We start from the raw sequence: 15,939 nt of genomic DNA on the forward strand, positions 1-15,939 counted from the left end.
GGTGCGAGCATGGCGGTCATGGCTACACATGTGATCACCGGAGCCGGCTCCGGCATCGGCGGGGCCGTCGCCCGCCGTCTGCACGCGCGCGGGGACGACCTCGTGCTGCACGCGCGCGACGCGGGCCGCGCGAAGGAACTGGCCGCCGAGTTCCCCGGTGCCCGCACCCTGGTCGGCGACCTCGCCGACCCCGACCGGCTCAGCTGGGCCTTCTCGCACCAGTCGCTGCCCGACCGGGTGGACTCGCTGCTGCACATCGCGGGCGTCGTCGACCTCGGCCCGGTCGGCGAGCTCACCCCCAAGAGCTGGCGCCACCAGCTCAATGTCAACCTCGTCGCCCCCGCCGAGTTGACCCGTCACTTCCTGCCCCAGCTCCGCGCGAGCCGGGGCCACGTGCTCTTCGTCAACTCCGGCGCGGGCCTGAACGCGCACGCGGACTGGTCCGCCTACGCCGCCTCCAAGCACGGCTTGAAGGCCCTCGCCGACTCCCTGCGCCACGAGGAGCACGCGAACGGCGTCCGCGTCACCTCGGTCTACCCCGGCCGCACCGCCAGCCCCATGCAGGCCAAGGTCCACCAGCAGGAGGGCAAGGAGTACGACCCCGAGAAGTGGATCGACCCCGAGTCGGTCGCCACGACGATCGTCATGGCCCTCGACCTCCCGAGGGACGCCGAGGTCAACGACCTGACGGTCCGCCCGGGGAGGTAGTTCCCGACATTCAGCCCGTCCGGCGCCTGCGGACGAGGCCCGGAGGGCCGAAGGGGGGGTCCGGGGGCGCAGCCCTCGGGGCCGGGACGGGAAGGGGCGGCGGGGGCGAAAACCCCCCGCCGCCCACTGCGTACGCTTCCCCTGTGAACGACACCCTTCACTTCCCTCCCGCCCTCGCCACCGGCGTCGGCTCCCTCCCCGGCGGCGACGCCAGAGAAGCCGCCAAGACCGCCACCGGCAGCTTCGAGGACTTCCCCCACCTGCCCGAGCTCCCCGCCCGCGGCCCTGGCGCCGACATGATCGGCCGCACCGCCGGCATGCTCGTCGAGCTCTACGCCCGCGTGGAGCCCAGCGGCTGGCGGATCGGCGACCGCCCCGGCCGGGACACCCGCCGCGCCCGCTCCTGGCTCGGCGAGGACCTCGACGCGCTGGAGGAGTACACCCAGGGCTACGAAGGGCTGCTGAAGGTCCAGGCCGTCGGCCCCTGGACCCTCGCCGCGTCCCTGGAGCTGCGTAACGGCGAGGCCGCCCTCTCCGACCCCGGCGCCTCCCGCGACCTCGCGGCCTCCCTCGCCGAGGGACTGCGGCTCCACCTCGACGAGGTGCGCCGCCGCGTCCCCGGCGCCACCCTCGTCCTCCAGCTCGACGAACCGTCCCTCACCGCCGTCCTGCGCGGCCAGGTCAGGACCGCCAGCGGCTACCGCACGCACCGCGCCGTGGACCGCCAGATCGTGGAGGGCACGCTGCGCGACGTCGTCGGCGTGCACGACGGAGGGCCCGTCGTGGTGCACTCCTGCGCCCCCGACGTCCCGTTCGCCCTGCTGCGCCGGGCCGGCGCGGCGGGCATCTCGTTCGATTTCGCCCTCCTCACCGAGCGTGACGACGAGGCGATCGGGGAAGCGGTGGAGAGCGGCACCCGGCTGTTCGCCGGTGTCGTGCCGGGCACGGACGGCCCGTTGTCGGACCCTGCCGGTAGCGTCATGGGTGTCAGGACGCTCTGGCGCAGGCTGGGGCTGCGGCCGGGACTTCTCCCGGAGGCGGTCACGCTCACTCCGGCGTGCGGACTCGCGGGGGCATCTCCCGCGTACGCGCGCGCGGCGTACGCACACTGCGTCCGGGCGGCGAGATCCCTCGCGGACAACCCTGAGTAACGGGAGGACACACGGTGGCCGGCGACAAGCAAGCGGAGACGACGAGCGTGCCCGCACAAGCGCGGGAGCAGCACGCCACGCTCGCCGAGCAGATCGAGGAGCACCGTTTCCGGTACTACGTGAACGACGCACCCGTCGTCAGCGACGCGGAGTTCGACCGCCTCCTGCGTGAGCTGGAGGCACTGGAGGAGCGGTACCCGGAGCTGCGTACGCCGGAGTCGCCGACCCAGAAGGTCGCCGGGGCCTACGAGACCGAGTTCACCTCCGTCCAGCACCGCTCCCGCATGCTGTCCCTGGACAACACGTTCAACGACGAGGACCTGGCCGCCTGGGCCGAGCGCATCCACAGGGAACTGGGTACGCAGACGTTCCATTTCCTGTGCGAACTGAAGGTCGACGGCCTCGCGGTGAACCTCACCTACGAGCGCGGCCGGCTGGTCCGCGCGGCGACCCGCGGCGACGGCCGCACCGGCGAGGACATCACACCCAACGTCCGCACCATCGCCGAGATCCCGGACCGCCTCAAGGGCGACAAGGTGCCCGACGTCGTGGAGATCCGCGGCGAGGTCTACTTCCCGATGGAGAAGTTCCAGGAGCTCAACGCCCGGCTGGTGGAGGCCGGTGACAAGCCCTTCGCCAACCCGCGCAACGCGGCGGCCGGTTCGCTGCGCCAGAAGGACCCGCGGGTCACCGCCACCCGCCCGCTGCACATGGTGGTGCACGGCATCGGCGTGCTCGAGGGCTACAAGGGCATGACCCGGCTCTCCCAGGGCTACGGCCTGCTGAAGGAGTGGGGACTGCCGACCTCCCCGCACAACCGGGTCGTCGACGGCATGGAGGGCGTGCGGGAGTTCATCGCCTACTACGGCGAGAACCGCCACTCCGTGGCCCACGAGATCGACGGCGTCGTGGTCAAGCTCGACGAGATCCCGCTCCAGGGACGCCTCGGCACCACCTCCCGCGCGCCGCGCTGGGCCATCGCGTACAAGTACGCGCCGGAGGAGGTCAACACCAAGCTGGTCAACATCCGGGTGGGTGTCGGCCGCACCGGCCGGGTCACGCCGTACGCGCAGGTCGAGCCGGTGACGGTGGCCGGCTCGGAGGTCGAGTTCGCCACCCTGCACAACCAGGACGTGGTCAAGGCCAAGGGCGTGCTCATCGGCGACACGGTCGTGCTGCGCAAGGCCGGTGACGTCATCCCCGAGATCCTCGGGCCGGTGGCCGACCTGCGGGACGGCAGCGAGCGCGAGTTCGTCATGCCCTCCGAGTGCCCCGAGTGCGGTACGCCGCTGCGGCCGATGAAGGAGGGCGACGTCGACCTGCGCTGCCCCAACGCCCGTGCCTGCCCGGCCCAGTTGCGCGAGCGGCTGTTCTATCTCGCCGGACGCAAGGCGCTGGACATCGAGCACTTCGGCTATGTCGCCGCCGCGGCCCTCACCAGCCCGCTGGAGCCGCAGGAGCCGCCCCTGAAGGACGAGGGCGACCTGTTCGACCTCACCGTCGAGCAGCTGCTGCCCATCAAGGCGTACGTCCTCGACCAGGACAGCGGTCTGCCCAAGCGGGACCCGAAGACCGGCGAGGAGAAGATCGCCACGGTCTTCGCCAACCAGGAGGGTGAGCCGAAGAAGAACGCGATCGCGATGCTCGCCAACATCGCGGCGGCCAAGGAGCGCCCGCTGGCCCGCGTGCTCACCAGCCTGTCGATCCGTCACGTCGGCCCGGTGGCGGCGGAGGCGCTGGCCCGTGAGTTCCGGTCGATCGAGCGCATCGAGCAGGCCACCGAGGAGGAGCTGGCCGGCACCGAGGGCGTCGGCCCGACCATCGCCGCATCGCTCAAGGAATGGTTCGCCACCGACTGGCACCGCGAGATCATCCGCAAATGGAAGGCGGCCGGCGTCCGCATGGAGGACGAGCGGTCCGGCGAGGACGAGGGCCCGCGCCCCCTCGAAGGACTCACCGTCGTCGTGACCGGAACACTGGAGAATTTCACCCGCGATGGCGCGAAAGAGGCCCTGCAGAACCTGGGTGCCAAGGTGACCGGATCCGTGTCCAAGAAGACGTCGTTCGTCGTCGTGGGTGACAATCCCGGATCGAAATATGACAAAGCGATGCAATTGAAGGTGCCGGTTCTGAACGAGGACGGTTTCAACGTCCTTCTGGAGCAGGGCCCCGAGGCCGCGGCCGGTGCCGCCCTTTCGGCCGAGGAGTAACGGTTGAAGGCCACCCGATCGGCGCATACCAGATGCATACGGGTGGCTGGGGCGCATTCGGGCAACCGTCGGCGACCGGTGCCCGTGGAAGCGCTCTGCGGCCTACTGTTGAGATGTGCGCCTGCCGTGCCCAGTTGCGGTCGGGGCAACCCCCGTACCCGTGAGGGGTCCGGGGAAGGGCTTTCCACCGCGGAGCCGCTGAGGGTTGTCGGGCATCGGGCCGCGTGGCGTGGGCACCGCCGGCTGTGAGAGGGACGGGAATGGAACCGACCGAGAGCGCCGCCCCGGGCTCACGGCTGCGCCTGCGCCGCATGGCGGTCGTCTGGCGGCGCGGCCGCGAGAACGGGCGGCCCGCGGGGCGTCCGGACGCGCGGGGGCGCACCGGTGCGGGCACCGCGGACGCGCGCGACGCCGGGCGCCCGGCCGGCGGGACCGGCCTCGGGCCGGAAGGGTCGGAGACCGAACGCCACCCGTCCTGGCCCGCGTTGCCCACGGCCGTCGTCGCCGCGGCCGCCTTCGTCCTCGGCGCCGGCTTCCTGCGCGCCTTCACCGGAGGGCACGCCCTCTTCCCGTCCGGCACCGTCGGCTGGTCGCTCGCGGTGCTCACCGGCATCGTCGTCGGCCACCTGGTGATGCTGGGCCGCTCCCGCTGGTGGGGCGGCACCGGCTCCGGCGCCGCCCTCACCCTCGCCGTGCTGCTGCTCTACGGCTGGGTCGCCGCCGGCATGGTCAGCCTCACCGTCGTCGTGCTGGTCGGCATAGCCCGGCGGGGCCGCTGGCGGCAGGGCGTGCTGCACGGCGCGGCCGACCTGCTCGGCATCGGTGCCGGAGCGCTGGTGCTGGCCGCGTTCGGTTCCGTCCCGTCCGTCGAGTCGCCGTCCACCCCCGACACCTGGACCCTCTACACCGGCCCCGGGGTGGTGCTGGTCGCCGCCGCCTATCTCGCGGTCACCCGCGCCCTGTTCTGGTACCTGCACACCCCCCGCTCGGGCCTGCCCACGGTCGCCCGCACCGCCCTGGTCCGGCAGGGGCTCGTCGCGGTCGCCCTGCTCGGCATAGCGCCGCTGATCTGCGTGGTCGCCGACGCCAAGCCCGTCCTGCTGCCGCTGTTCTCCATCCCGCTGATCGCCCTCGACTCCACCCTGTGGATAGCCAGGGCGCGGGCCGAGGAGCAACTGCGCGACCCGCTCACCGGACTGCCCAACCGGCAGTGGCTGCAGGAGCGCATCTGGACCGCGCTGGACGACGCGGAGCGGGTCGGCTCCCGGGCCGCGCTCATGCTCATCGACCTCGACCGTTTCCGGTCGGTCAACGACACCCTGGGCCATCTCGCCGGCGACCGGCTGCTGCTGCAGATCGCCGACCGGCTGAGACTGGCCCTGCCGCGCGGGGCGGAGGCCGCGCGACTCGGCGGTGACGAGTTCGCCGTGTTACTGCCCGCGGCCGACTCCACGACGTCCGCGACCCGCGCCGCCCGCGGCCTGGTCGCCGCCCTCAGCTCCCCGCTCGACCTCGACGGGCTCACCCTCGTCCTGGAGGCGAGCGCGGGAGTCGCCGTGTTCCCCGACCACGCGGCCGACGCCGAGGGGCTGCTGCGGCGGGCGGACGTGGCGATGTACCAGGCCAAGCGGGACCGTACGGGAGTCGAGGCGTACGAGTCCAAGCGGGACTCCAACACCCCTGACCGGCTCGGCCTGCTGGGCGATCTGCGCCGCGCCCTGGACGCCCACGAGGTCGAGCTGCACTACCAGCCGAAGGTCCGCTTCGACGGCCAGGTCGCGGGCCTGGAGGCGCTGGTGCGCTGGGTGCACCCGGAGCGGGGCCGGGTGCCGCCGGACGAGTTCATAGCGATAGCCGAGTCGTCCGGGCTGATGCCGCAGCTCACCGAGTACGTGCTGGAGACCGCGCTCGGGCAGGTCGCCCGGTGGCGCGCGCAGGGGCTGTTCGTGCCGGTCGCCGTCAACGTCTCGCCGCGCGACGTCCACAGCCCCGGCTTCGCGGGCTCCGTCGCGGCCCGGCTGGCCCGGCACGGGGTGCCCGCGGGAGCGCTCCAGCTGGAGATCACCGAGCACGTCCTGCTGGAGGACCCGACGCGCGCCGCCGACACCCTCAACGCGCTGACCGGACACGGCGTGAAGATGTCGCTCGACGACTTCGGCACCGGCTACTCCTCGCTGGTGCACCTGCGGCGGCTGCCGGTGAGCGAACTGAAGATCGACCGGTCGTTCGTGGCCCGGCTGGCGATCGACACGGAGGACGCGGAGATCGTCCGCTGCACGATCGACCTGGCCCACTCGCTGGGCCTGCTGGTGGTCGCGGAGGGTGTCGAGGACGACGAGACCTGGGAGCGGCTGCGCGACCTGCGCTGCGACGCGGTCCAGGGCTGGCTGGTCGCGGCGGCGATGCCGCCGGACGAGACGACGGCCTGGCTGCTCGCCCGGGGGTCGCGGGGGTGGCAGCGGCCGGCGGCGGCGCTGCCGGCGGCGACGGGCACGGCGGAGGACTAGCCCTCCGCCGGCAGGATGCACGCCGAACTCCCGGTGCGGGTCCGCTGTGGCTGGTCGCGCAGTTCCCCGCGCCCCTATCGGGCGCCAGGAGTGGCCCGCGCGGTGCCCCGTGCGGACGTGGCCGCTTCGTGAGGTGGCCGTACTGCGACCGCGGGTTCGCTGTGGCTGGTCGCGCGGTCCCCGCGCCCCTTTCGGGGTCCTACGGGGGGTGCCGGGTGGAGGGTTTCACGGGCAGGGGTGCCCGCCCCATAGGATTGGTCCCAAACCACACACACTCACCCCAGAGGATCGCTGCATGCCTGGCATCACGCGCGAGGAGGTCGCCCACCTCGCCCGGCTGGCGCGTCTGGAGCTGAAGCCCGAAGAGCTCGACCACTTCGCAGGCCAGCTCGACGACATCATCGGCGCGGTCGCCCGCGTCAGTGAGGTCGCCGACCAAGACGTCCCGCCGACCTCGCACCCGCTCCCGCTGACGAATGTCATGCGGGCCGACGAGGTCCGTCCCTCGCTCACCCCCGAGCAGGCGCTCTCCGGCGCCCCGGCCCAGGAGCAGCAGCGTTTCAAGGTGCCGCAGATCCTGGGGGAGGAGTAAACCGCCATGAGCGATCACATCATCAAGCTCACCGCGGCCGAGACCGCCGCGAAGATCGCCTCCGGCGAGCTCACCGCGGTCGAGGTCACCGAGGCCCACCTGGCCCGGATCGAGGCCGTCGACGAGAAGGTGCACGCCTTCCTGCACGTCGACCGGGAGGGCGCCCTCGCCCAGGCCCGCGCCGTCGACGCCAAGCGCGAGCGCGGCGAGAAGCTCGGCCCGCTGGCCGGCGTACCCCTCGCGCTGAAGGACATCTTCACCACCGAGGGCATCCCGACCACGGTCGGCTCCAAGATCCTCGAGGGCTGGATCCCGCCGTACGACGCGACGCTCACCAAGCGCCTCAAGGACGCCGACGTCGTCATCCTCGGCAAGACCAACATGGACGAGTTCGCCATGGGGTCCTCCACCGAGAACAGCGCCTACGGCCCCACCGGCAACCCCTGGGACCTCACCCGGATCCCCGGCGGCTCCGGCGGCGGTTCCTCCGCCGCGCTGGCCGCGCACATGGCCCCGCTCGCCATCGGCACCGACACCGGCGGCTCCATCCGCCAGCCGGCCGCCGTCACCGGCACGGTCGGCGTGAAGCCGACGTACGGCGCGGTGTCCCGTTACGGCATGGTGGCGTTCTCCTCCTCCCTCGACCAGGGCGGCCCCTGCGCCCGCACGGTCCTGGACGCGGCCCTGCTGCACGAGGTGATCGCCGGGCACGACCCGATGGACTCCACCTCCATCGACGAGCCGGTCCCGCCGGTCGTCGAGGCCGCGCGCAACGGCTCGGTGGCCGGCATGCGCGTCGGTGTCGTCAAGCAGTTCCGCGGCGAGGGCTACCAGGCCGGCGTCGTGCAGCGGTTCGACGAGTCGGTGCAGATGCTCAAGGAGCTGGGCGCCGAGATCGTCGAGCTGGACTGCCCGTCCTTCGACCTGGCGCTGTCCGCGTACTACCTGATCGCGCCGTCCGAGTGCTCCTCCAACCTCGCCCGCTTCGACGGCCTGCGCTACGGCGCGCGCGTCGGCGACGACGGTACGCACTCCGCCGAGGAGGTCACCTCGCTGACCCGCGAGGCCGGCTTCGGCGACGAGGTCAAGCGCCGCATCATGCTCGGCACGTACGCGCTCAGCTCCGGCTACTACGACGCGTACTACGGCAGCGCCCAGAAGGTCCGCACCCTGATCAAGCAGGACTTCGACAAGGCCTTCGAGCAGGTCGACGTGATCGTCTCCCCGACGACCCCGACCACCGCCTTCCCGATCGGCGAGCGCGCCGACGACCCGATGGCGATGTACCTCGCGGACCTGTGCACCATCCCGACCAACCTGGCGGGCAACGCCGCCATGTCGCTGCCCTGCGGCCTCGCGCCGGAGGACAACCTGCCGGTCGGCCTGCAGATCATCGCCCCGGTCATGAAGGACGACCGCCTCTACAAGGTGGGTGCCGCGGTCGAGGCCGCCTTCGTGGAAAAGTGGGGCCACCCGCTGCTCGAGGAGGCTCCGTCGCTGTGAGTGCACTGACCAAGGCCAAGGGATTCAAGAAGTCCCGGTCCGGTACGTACCTGTCCATGGCCGCCACCGCGTTCGGCGCGTTCGGCGTCGCCAAGCGGCTGAAGACGGCGCGCGCCGAGAAGGACACCCTGGTCCTCATCGACGCGACCGTGTCCGCCGCCGCCATCGTCACCGGCCTCGCCATCCTCTACCGCGAGCTGAAGCGGCTGGGCGACGACGACGTCCTGCTGGGCTGAGAGGGAAGTTTTCACCGTGACCACCACGACCGACCTGGTGTCGTACGAGGACGCACTCGCGTCGTACGACCCCGTCATGGGCCTCGAGGTCCATGTCGAACTCGGCACCGCCACCAAGATGTTCTGCGGCTGCTCCACCGCGCTCGGTGCCGACCCCAACACCCAGACCTGCCCGGTCTGCCTCGGCCTGCCCGGCGCGCTCCCGGTCGTCAACGCGACCGGCGTCGAGTCCGCCGTCAAGATCGGTCTCGCGCTCAACTGCGAGATCGCCGAGTGGTGCCGCTTTGCCCGGAAGAACTACTTCTATCCGGACATGCCGAAGAACTTCCAGACCTCCCAGTACGACGAGCCGATCGCCTTCAACGGCTACCTCGACGTGCAGCTGGAGGACGGCGAGACCTTCCGCGTGGAGATCGAGCGCGCCCACATGGAGGAGGACACCGGCAAGTCGCTGCACGTCGGCGGCGCCACCGGCCGTATCCACGGCGCTTCGCACTCCCTCCTCGACTACAACCGCGCCGGCATCCCGCTCATCGAGATCGTCACCAAGCCGATCGAGGGAGCGGGCGAGCGCGCCCCCGAGGTGGCCCGGGCCTACGTCCGTGAGCTGCGTGAACTCATCCGGGCGCTCGGTGTGTCCGAGGCCCGCATGGAGATGGGCCAGATGCGCTGCGACGTGAACCTGTCGCTGCGCCCGCACGGCACCGAGAAGTTCGGTACGCGCTCGGAGACGAAGAACGTCAACTCGCTGCGTTCCGTCGAGCGCGCCGCCCGCTTCGAGATCCAGCGGCACGCGGCGGTGCTGTCCTCCGGCGGGACGATCGTCCAGGAGACCCGGCACTTCCACGAGGACACGGGGTCCACGACCTCGGGCCGCGTGAAGGAGGAGGCCGAGGACTACCGGTACTTCCCGGAGCCGGACCTGGTGCCCGTGGCGCCGTCCCGGGAGTGGGTCGAGGAGATCCGCGCCCAGCTGCCCGAGCTGCCGCTGGTGCGGCGCAACCGGCTCCGCGAGGAGTGGGGCGTCTCCGGCACCGACATGCAGGCCATCCTGAACGCCGGTGCGCTGGACCTGATCGTCGCGACGATCGACGCCGGCGCCGACGCGGCCTCCGCCCGCAAGTGGTGGATGGGCGAGCTGGCCCGCAGCGCCAACGAGTCGCAGAAGGCGCTGGACGAGCTGGCGATCACCCCGGCTCAGGTGGCCCGGGTCACCGAGCTGGTGGCCAAGGGTGAGCTGAACGACAAGCTGGCCCGCCAGGTCATCGAGGGTGTCCTCGCCGGCGAGGGCACGCCGGACGAGGTCGTGGAGAAGCGCGGCCTGAAGGTCGTCTCCGACGAGGGCGCGCTCACCGCCGCCGTCGACGAGGCGATCGCCGGCAACCCGGGCGTCGCGGACAAGATCCGCGGCGGCAAGGTCGCGGCGGCCGGCGCGCTGGTCGGCGCGGTCATGAAGGCCACGCGCGGCCAGGCGGACGCGGCCCGGGTGAAGGAACTGATCCTGCAGAAGCTGGGCGTCGAGGGCTGAGGCCCGTACGGCGTGAGGAAGGGGACGCACCCGCCGGGTGCGTCCCCTTCGCGTGTCACGGGCGTCCGCGGGTCAGCGGCGGCGGCCCACCACGCGCGTGAAGCCCAGCGTGCGGCCCCGGTCGGCGCGCACCAGCCGGGCGTTCTCCCGGCCCATCCGCCGGTGGAACTCGTCCGTGTGGTGTTCGGCGACGACGTCGGACCAGAGCAGCCATTCGCGCCAGCCGTCCTCCAGCCAGTCGGCCGTCTCGACCTCCACGGCGCCGCTGCGGGTCCAGTGGCGACGCCACCAGGCGGGGCTGTGGAAGCACCAGAACGCGGGCTCCCAGAAGGCCTTCAGGTGGTCCGGCGGCTCGGTCCCGTCGATCTCCTCGGTGAGCGACGGCACGACGACCCCGATCCGTCCGCCCGGCTTCAGCAGCCGGGTCAGCGTCGGCAGGTAGAGGTCGTCGGTACCGAAGTACTGGTACGCGTCGACCGAGACGATCGCGTCGAAGCTCTCCTCCCCGAAGGGCAGGTCGTGCGCCTCGGCGAGGACGGGCAGGACGCGGTCGGCGACGCCCGCCTCGGCGATCCGGCGGGCGTTCTCGTCCGGCCTGATCCACAGGTCGGCGGCGGTGACCTGGACGTCGTACTCCCGGGCCAGGAAGACCGAGGTCATGGCGCGTCCGCAGCCCAGGTCGAGCACCCGGGCGCCGGGAGGCAGGGTGTCGAGGCCGAGGGCGGGGGCGAGCCACTCCAGCAGCCACAGCGCGTGGGGGCCCATCTGGTTGTCGATGGCCCACCGCGCGTCGTAGGTGCCGCTGCGGGGGTACCGGGGCAGGGCGAGGCGGTTAGCGAGGTCGTTGTGCGGGGTGTTCGGTGTGCGGTCCGACATCGGTGAACGGGCTCCTTGAGGCCGTGAAGAGGGGAAGAGTCGCGTCGGAGATCGGACGGACAAGCATCAAAGCACCTGCTTCGGCCGGCGGCGGACTGCCGCGGGGAGTCGGAGCGACGGACGCTAGCAGCCGCCGGGGTGCCCCGCATCCAGGTTTCCGGGGCCGGGGCGCTACGCTCCGGCGCCATGAGTGGACGCCCTGATTCCGACATACGCCCGGACACCCGGACCGTCGAGAAGGACGGGAAAGCCGGAGAAACGGAATCGGCGGACGATACCGGCGCCAGGAATTCCGGAATATCCATAATGGACGAGATATCCGGAGCGGCTGAGCGCGGTGAGGACGCCGAGCGTACCGGGTCGCCCGAATCCGCCGAGGTCTTCGAGGAGGCGGACGACGACGCCCTCCTCGTCGAGCAGGCGAGGCGGGCCCGGTGGGCCGCGGCCGGTACCGGGGTCGTGCTCGCCCTGGCCGGTGTCGCCGCCGCCCTGCTGCGGGCCGCCGGCGCGGCGCCGGTCCTTGTCGCGACGGCCTACGCCGGCGGAGCGGCGGTCTGTGCGCTGGCGGCGGTCCTGGGTGCGCGCGGGCGGACCCGCAGGGCGCTGTGGACGACGATCGCGGGCGTCATGGTCATGGCGCTGGGGGACCAGTTCGACTGATTCCGCGGGCTTGGCGGGAAATGTGAGTTAGTCCACGAAAGGGGCAAACGATCATTTCCACCTGCAACAGTGGCAGGGCATTGCTCATGCGTTCTTTGCGGGCTGTTCGATCGTTCATCGGCTGTACCCGGTCAAAGATCCACCCCGAGCCATACCGGGAGCACGCCTGTGGCAGCCCTAGCACGTTGGTGCGTTCAACGCCGTCTGTTCACCGTTCTGCTGTGGCTCCTCGCCCTGGTCGGGATCGCGGCAGGCGCCTTCGTCGCCGGCTCCGCCTACTCGAACGACTACAAGGTGCCCGGCACCGAGTCGGGGCGCGCCACCGAACTGCTGAAGGAGGGCTTCCCGGGCCTCGAGGGCGACAGCGACAGCGTCGTCTGGCACACCTCGTCCGGCACGGTCCGGGACAGCGGCGTCGAGCAGACCATGACCCGCACCCTCGACCGCATCGAGGACCTGCCCGGCGTCGCCTCCGTCAGCACCCCGTACGACGACACGGGCGCCGGACAGATCAGCCAGGACGGCCGCACCGCCTACGCCACGGTGACCTTCGAGCACCAGACCAAGGACATGTCCCCAGGTCAGGCCGGTGCCGTGGTCAAGGAGGCCAAGGCGGCCGAGACCGACGGCCTGAGCGTCGATCTGGGCGGCAGCGCCGTCGAGCTGAGCGAGCCGTCCGGCGGGCACATGGCCGAGATCGTCGGCGTGGCCGTCGCGGCCGTGGTGCTGTTCCTCGCCTTCGGCTCGCTCGCCGCCTCCCTGCTGCCGATCGCCACCGCGCTGGTGAGTGTCGGCACCGCCTACGCGGGCATCGTCCTGCTCGGCCACCTGATGACCGTCGCGGACTTCGCACCCATGCTCGGCCTGCTGATCGGGCTCGGCGTGGGCATCGACTACGCGCTGTTCATCGTCACCCGGCACCGGCGCGGACTGAAGCGCGGCCTGAGCGTCACCGAGGCCGCCACCGACGCCGTCGCCACCACCGGCCGCGCCGTGGTGTTCGCGGGTGCGACCGTGTGCATCGCCCTGCTGGGCATGCTGATCCTGCGCCTGAACTTCCTCAACGGCGTGGCCGTGGCCGCCTCGCTCACCGTGGTGCTCACCGTCGGCGCCTCCGTCACCCTGCTGCCCGCCCTGCTGTCGCTGATCGGCACCCGGGCGCTCAGCCGCCGCGAGCGGCGCCGGCTGGCCGAGCACGGCCCCGAGCCGGAGATGCCCACCGGGTTCGCCGCCCGTTGGTCGGCGTTCGTGGAGCGCCACCCCAAGCTGCTCGGCGCGATCGCCGTCGTCGTGATGGCCGTCCTCGCGCTGCCCACCTTCTCGCTGCACCTGGGCACGTCCGACCAGGGCAACGATCCCAAGACCTCCACCACCCGCCAGGCCTACGACCTGCTCGCCGACGGCTTCGGCCCGGGCGTGAACGGACCGCTCACCCTGATCACCAAGGTCGACGGCGCCCCCGACCGGCTCGCCCTGGACAACCTCGACGCCACCCTGCGCACCACCGAGGGCGTCGCCTCGGCGTCACCGGTGACGTACAACCAGGGCGGTGACACCGCCTTCCTCACCGTCGTGCCGGAGTCGTCCCCGCAGTCCAAGCAGACCAGCGACCTCGTCGACCGGCTGCGGGAGGACGTGCTGCCCCGGGCCGAGTCGGGCACCTCGCTCGACCTGCAGGTCGGAGGCGTGACGGCCGGCTACGACGACTTCGCCTCCGTCATCGTCGGCAAGCTGCCGCTGTTCGTCGGCGTCGTGATCAGCCTGGGCTGTCTGCTCCTGCTGCTCGCCTTCCGGTCCATCGGCATACCGCTCAAGGCCGCCGCGATGAACGTGGCCGCCGTCGCCGGTGCCTTCGGCGTGGTCGTGATGATCTTCCAGTGGGGCTGGGGGAGCGAACTGCTCGGCCTCGGCCGCGCGGGCCCCATCGAACCCTTCCTGCCCGTGATCATGGTGTCCGTGCTCTTCGGGCTGTCCATGGACTACCAGGTGTTCCTGGTGAGCCGGATGTACGAGGAGTGGCTGGAGACCGGCGACAACCGCCGTGCCGTCCGTGTCGGCCTCGCCGAGACCAGCCGCGTGATCAACTCCGCCGCCGTCATCATGATCTCGGTGTTCCTCGCCTTCGTGCTCAGCGGTGACCGCGTGATCGCCATGTTCGGCATCGCCCTCGCCGCGGCCGTCGCCCTGGACGCCTTCATCCTGCGCACCCTGCTCGTGCCCGCCCTGATGCACCTCCTCGGCGGTGCCAACTGGTGGCTGCCCAAGTGGCTGGACCGGTTCCTGCCCCGGATCAGCATCGAGCCGCCCGAGTGCCGTGCCGCCCATGAGAGGCTGGCCGCCGTCACGGACGCCGAGGTGGCGGACGTGCTGGCGGAAGAGGAGCGGCAGCGGGATGTACGCGATACGACTGGGTGACGACGGCGCGGAACTGCGCCCGCTGGAGCCGTGGCACGCCGAGGAGTTCCTCGCCCACCTGGACCGGGGCCGGGACTTCGTCAACCAGTACATCCCCTTCGGCTCCCGGGCCACGGACGTCACCACGGCCCGTGAGGCGCTCCAGCGGTACGCCGACATGCGCGCCGCCGACACCGCCTCGGTGCACGGGCTGTGGCTGGACGGCACGCTGGTCGGCGGGGTGCTCACGCTGAACTTCGACGCGGCGAACGGCAGCTGCGAGGTCGGTTGCTGGCTGGAGCCCGCCGCCACCGGACGGGGACTGGTCACCCGCGCGATGCGCGTGCTCATCGACTGGGCCGTCGAGCAACGCGGGATCCACCGGGTCGAATGGGTCGCCGCGTCCGGCAACACGGCCAGCATCGCCGTCGCCCGCCGGCTCGGCATGACCCGGGACGGCGTCCGCCGCGCGGCCCACCTGCACCACGGCGTACGGCACGACCTGGAGGTCTGGTCCGTCCTCGCCCCCGAGTGGCGTGCCCGTGACAGGCATCCGGACCCGCGTTAAGCGGAATCTCAGAAGCCGTCCGTACGGTGCGAGACATGGGAACGAAGACAGAGGACGAGACCGAAACCGGAACCCCGACCGCGACCACGGCCGAGGCTGACGAGCAGGTGACGGAACAGCCCGGGGAACCCGCCGCCGAGGACCTGGTCGAACCGGCCGAGGGCCCGGCCGGCGTCGGACAGGGAGCCGCCGCGGTCGTCTCCGCGGCGCTCGGCGTGGTCTCGCTCACCGGCAGCTGGCTGGGCACCGTGGCCGCCGCACGCGAGACCCTGGTCGGCCAGCTGCGGACCGCCGCCGACGCGGGCGTCGCCACCCAGGTCAAGGAGATCTACGGCGACGCCTGGCACACCAGCGCCCTGTGGGGCGGCCTCTTCGCCCTCACCGCGCTGATCGTCGGCGCGGTGGTGCTGGTGCGGCCCGCGTTCGGCACACCCGGCCGCACGGCGCAGGCGCCCTGGATCAAGTCGGTCGCCTGGGCCGGTGTCGCCCTCGGTGTCGTAGGACTGCTGCTCGCCGTTCTCAAGTACACCGACGTCCTTCTGGGGCTCCCCGCGACCGGCTGAGGAGGCGCCTAAGGCCTGCGGCCCGCCTGAGGAACGCCTTCTAAGGCATCGGGCCCGCCTCAAGATATGGAACTCTCCCGATGTGGCGGACCCGCCTCGGAGACGAAGGTGGAGGCATCGCAGAAAGCGACGTCGACACCGACTCCCAGGGGGAACACCATGTGGGAACACGAGCTGTACCGGCTCCGCCACGACGACCTCGTCCGCAGGGCCGCGACCGAGCGCCGCGCCCGTGAGGCCGTGCGGGGCCGCCGCGCCGCCCGCCGCGGAACGGCGGCACGCAGCACCGAGCCCGAGAGCCATACCCGGCGACGGTCCTGGTTCGCCCGGGCCGCGTGACACACGGACCGGGGCGGCGGCCGCGCCGAACGCGGCCGCCGCCCCTTTCGTTCGCTGTGACCCACACGGTTTCAAGGAGGCGATGTCGTGCCGGTGCGCCGGGA

General features: G+C 71.8%; 14 protein-coding genes. 13 read left to right on the top strand and 1 reads right to left on the bottom strand.

Features of this window, described 5'->3' with window-relative positions:
* Positions 1 to 18: 18 nt before the first annotated feature.
* The 8 genes from F3L20_RS06690 (at position 19) to gatB (ending at position 10,435) form a co-directional block, all read left to right on the top strand.
* Positions 19 to 708: an SDR family oxidoreductase gene (locus F3L20_RS06690; protein WP_206338863.1), complete on the top strand. Its 690-nt coding sequence runs from the start codon at positions 19 to 21 to the stop codon at positions 706 to 708.
* A gap of 143 nt (positions 709 to 851) precedes the next feature.
* Entirely contained in the window at positions 852 to 1,859 is a 1,008-nt protein-coding gene (locus F3L20_RS06695; RefSeq protein ID WP_150153032.1) for a methionine synthase, read from the top strand.
* Between the two features lie 14 nt (positions 1,860 to 1,873).
* A complete protein-coding gene (ligA, locus tag F3L20_RS06700; protein WP_150153034.1) occupies positions 1,874 to 4,069 on the top strand; it encodes an NAD-dependent DNA ligase LigA in 2,196 nt (731 codons plus the stop codon).
* 260 nt (positions 4,070 to 4,329) lie between these two features.
* Positions 4,330 to 6,576: a putative bifunctional diguanylate cyclase/phosphodiesterase gene (locus F3L20_RS06705; protein ID WP_150153036.1), complete on the top strand. Its 2,247-nt coding sequence runs from the start codon at positions 4,330 to 4,332 to the stop codon at positions 6,574 to 6,576.
* A gap of 295 nt (positions 6,577 to 6,871) precedes the next feature.
* Complete coding sequence (gene gatC / locus F3L20_RS06710; protein ID WP_006130840.1) at positions 6,872 to 7,168, top strand: Asp-tRNA(Asn)/Glu-tRNA(Gln) amidotransferase subunit GatC; 297 nt, start codon at positions 6,872 to 6,874, stop codon at positions 7,166 to 7,168.
* A 6-nt stretch (positions 7,169 to 7,174) separates the two neighbouring features.
* Positions 7,175 to 8,671 (top strand): Asp-tRNA(Asn)/Glu-tRNA(Gln) amidotransferase subunit GatA, encoded by a 1,497-nt coding sequence (gatA, locus tag F3L20_RS06715; protein WP_145830203.1) that lies wholly within the window; start codon positions 7,175 to 7,177, stop codon positions 8,669 to 8,671.
* The gene (locus tag F3L20_RS06720; protein WP_033276008.1) at positions 8,668 to 8,907 is read left to right on the top strand and encodes a hypothetical protein; all 240 of its coding nucleotides are present in this window, start codon (positions 8,668 to 8,670) and stop codon (positions 8,905 to 8,907) included. The genes gatA and F3L20_RS06720 overlap by 4 nt, the downstream gene beginning before the upstream one ends.
* 16 nt (positions 8,908 to 8,923) lie before the next feature.
* A complete protein-coding gene (gene gatB, locus F3L20_RS06725; protein ID WP_150153038.1) occupies positions 8,924 to 10,435 on the top strand; it encodes an Asp-tRNA(Asn)/Glu-tRNA(Gln) amidotransferase subunit GatB in 1,512 nt (503 codons plus the stop codon).
* A gap of 72 nt (positions 10,436 to 10,507) precedes the next feature.
* Here the strand turns inward: gatB and F3L20_RS06730 are convergent, their stop codons facing one another.
* Complete coding sequence (locus tag F3L20_RS06730; RefSeq protein ID WP_150153040.1) at positions 10,508 to 11,311, bottom strand: SAM-dependent methyltransferase; 804 nt, start codon at positions 11,309 to 11,311, stop codon at positions 10,508 to 10,510.
* A 306-nt stretch (positions 11,312 to 11,617) separates the two neighbouring features.
* On the opposite strand from F3L20_RS06730, the gene F3L20_RS06735 reads away from it, so the two are divergent.
* The 5 genes from F3L20_RS06735 (at position 11,618) to F3L20_RS06755 (ending at position 15,835) form a co-directional block, all read left to right on the top strand.
* Entirely contained in the window at positions 11,618 to 11,971 is a 354-nt protein-coding gene (locus tag F3L20_RS06735) for a hypothetical protein (RefSeq protein WP_150153042.1), read from the top strand.
* A 168-nt stretch (positions 11,972 to 12,139) separates the two neighbouring features.
* Positions 12,140 to 14,386, top strand: a complete 2,247-nt coding sequence (locus F3L20_RS06740; RefSeq protein WP_150153044.1) for an MMPL family transporter — start codon at positions 12,140 to 12,142, stop codon at positions 14,384 to 14,386.
* Positions 14,364 to 14,933: a GNAT family N-acetyltransferase gene (locus tag F3L20_RS06745; RefSeq protein WP_145830208.1), complete on the top strand. Its 570-nt coding sequence runs from the start codon at positions 14,364 to 14,366 to the stop codon at positions 14,931 to 14,933. The genes F3L20_RS06740 and F3L20_RS06745 overlap by 23 nt, the downstream gene beginning before the upstream one ends.
* Positions 14,934 to 14,968: 35 nt before the next feature.
* Positions 14,969 to 15,496 (top strand): hypothetical protein, encoded by a 528-nt coding sequence (locus F3L20_RS06750; RefSeq protein ID WP_150153046.1) that lies wholly within the window; start codon positions 14,969 to 14,971, stop codon positions 15,494 to 15,496.
* A gap of 159 nt (positions 15,497 to 15,655) precedes the next feature.
* A complete protein-coding gene (locus F3L20_RS06755; protein ID WP_145830210.1) occupies positions 15,656 to 15,835 on the top strand; it encodes a hypothetical protein in 180 nt (59 codons plus the stop codon).
* Positions 15,836 to 15,939: the final 104 nt, after the last annotated feature.

Origin of the sequence: Streptomyces tendae (assembly GCF_008632955.1) — a bacterium.
Lineage (GTDB): Bacteria > Actinomycetota > Actinomycetes > Streptomycetales > Streptomycetaceae > Streptomyces.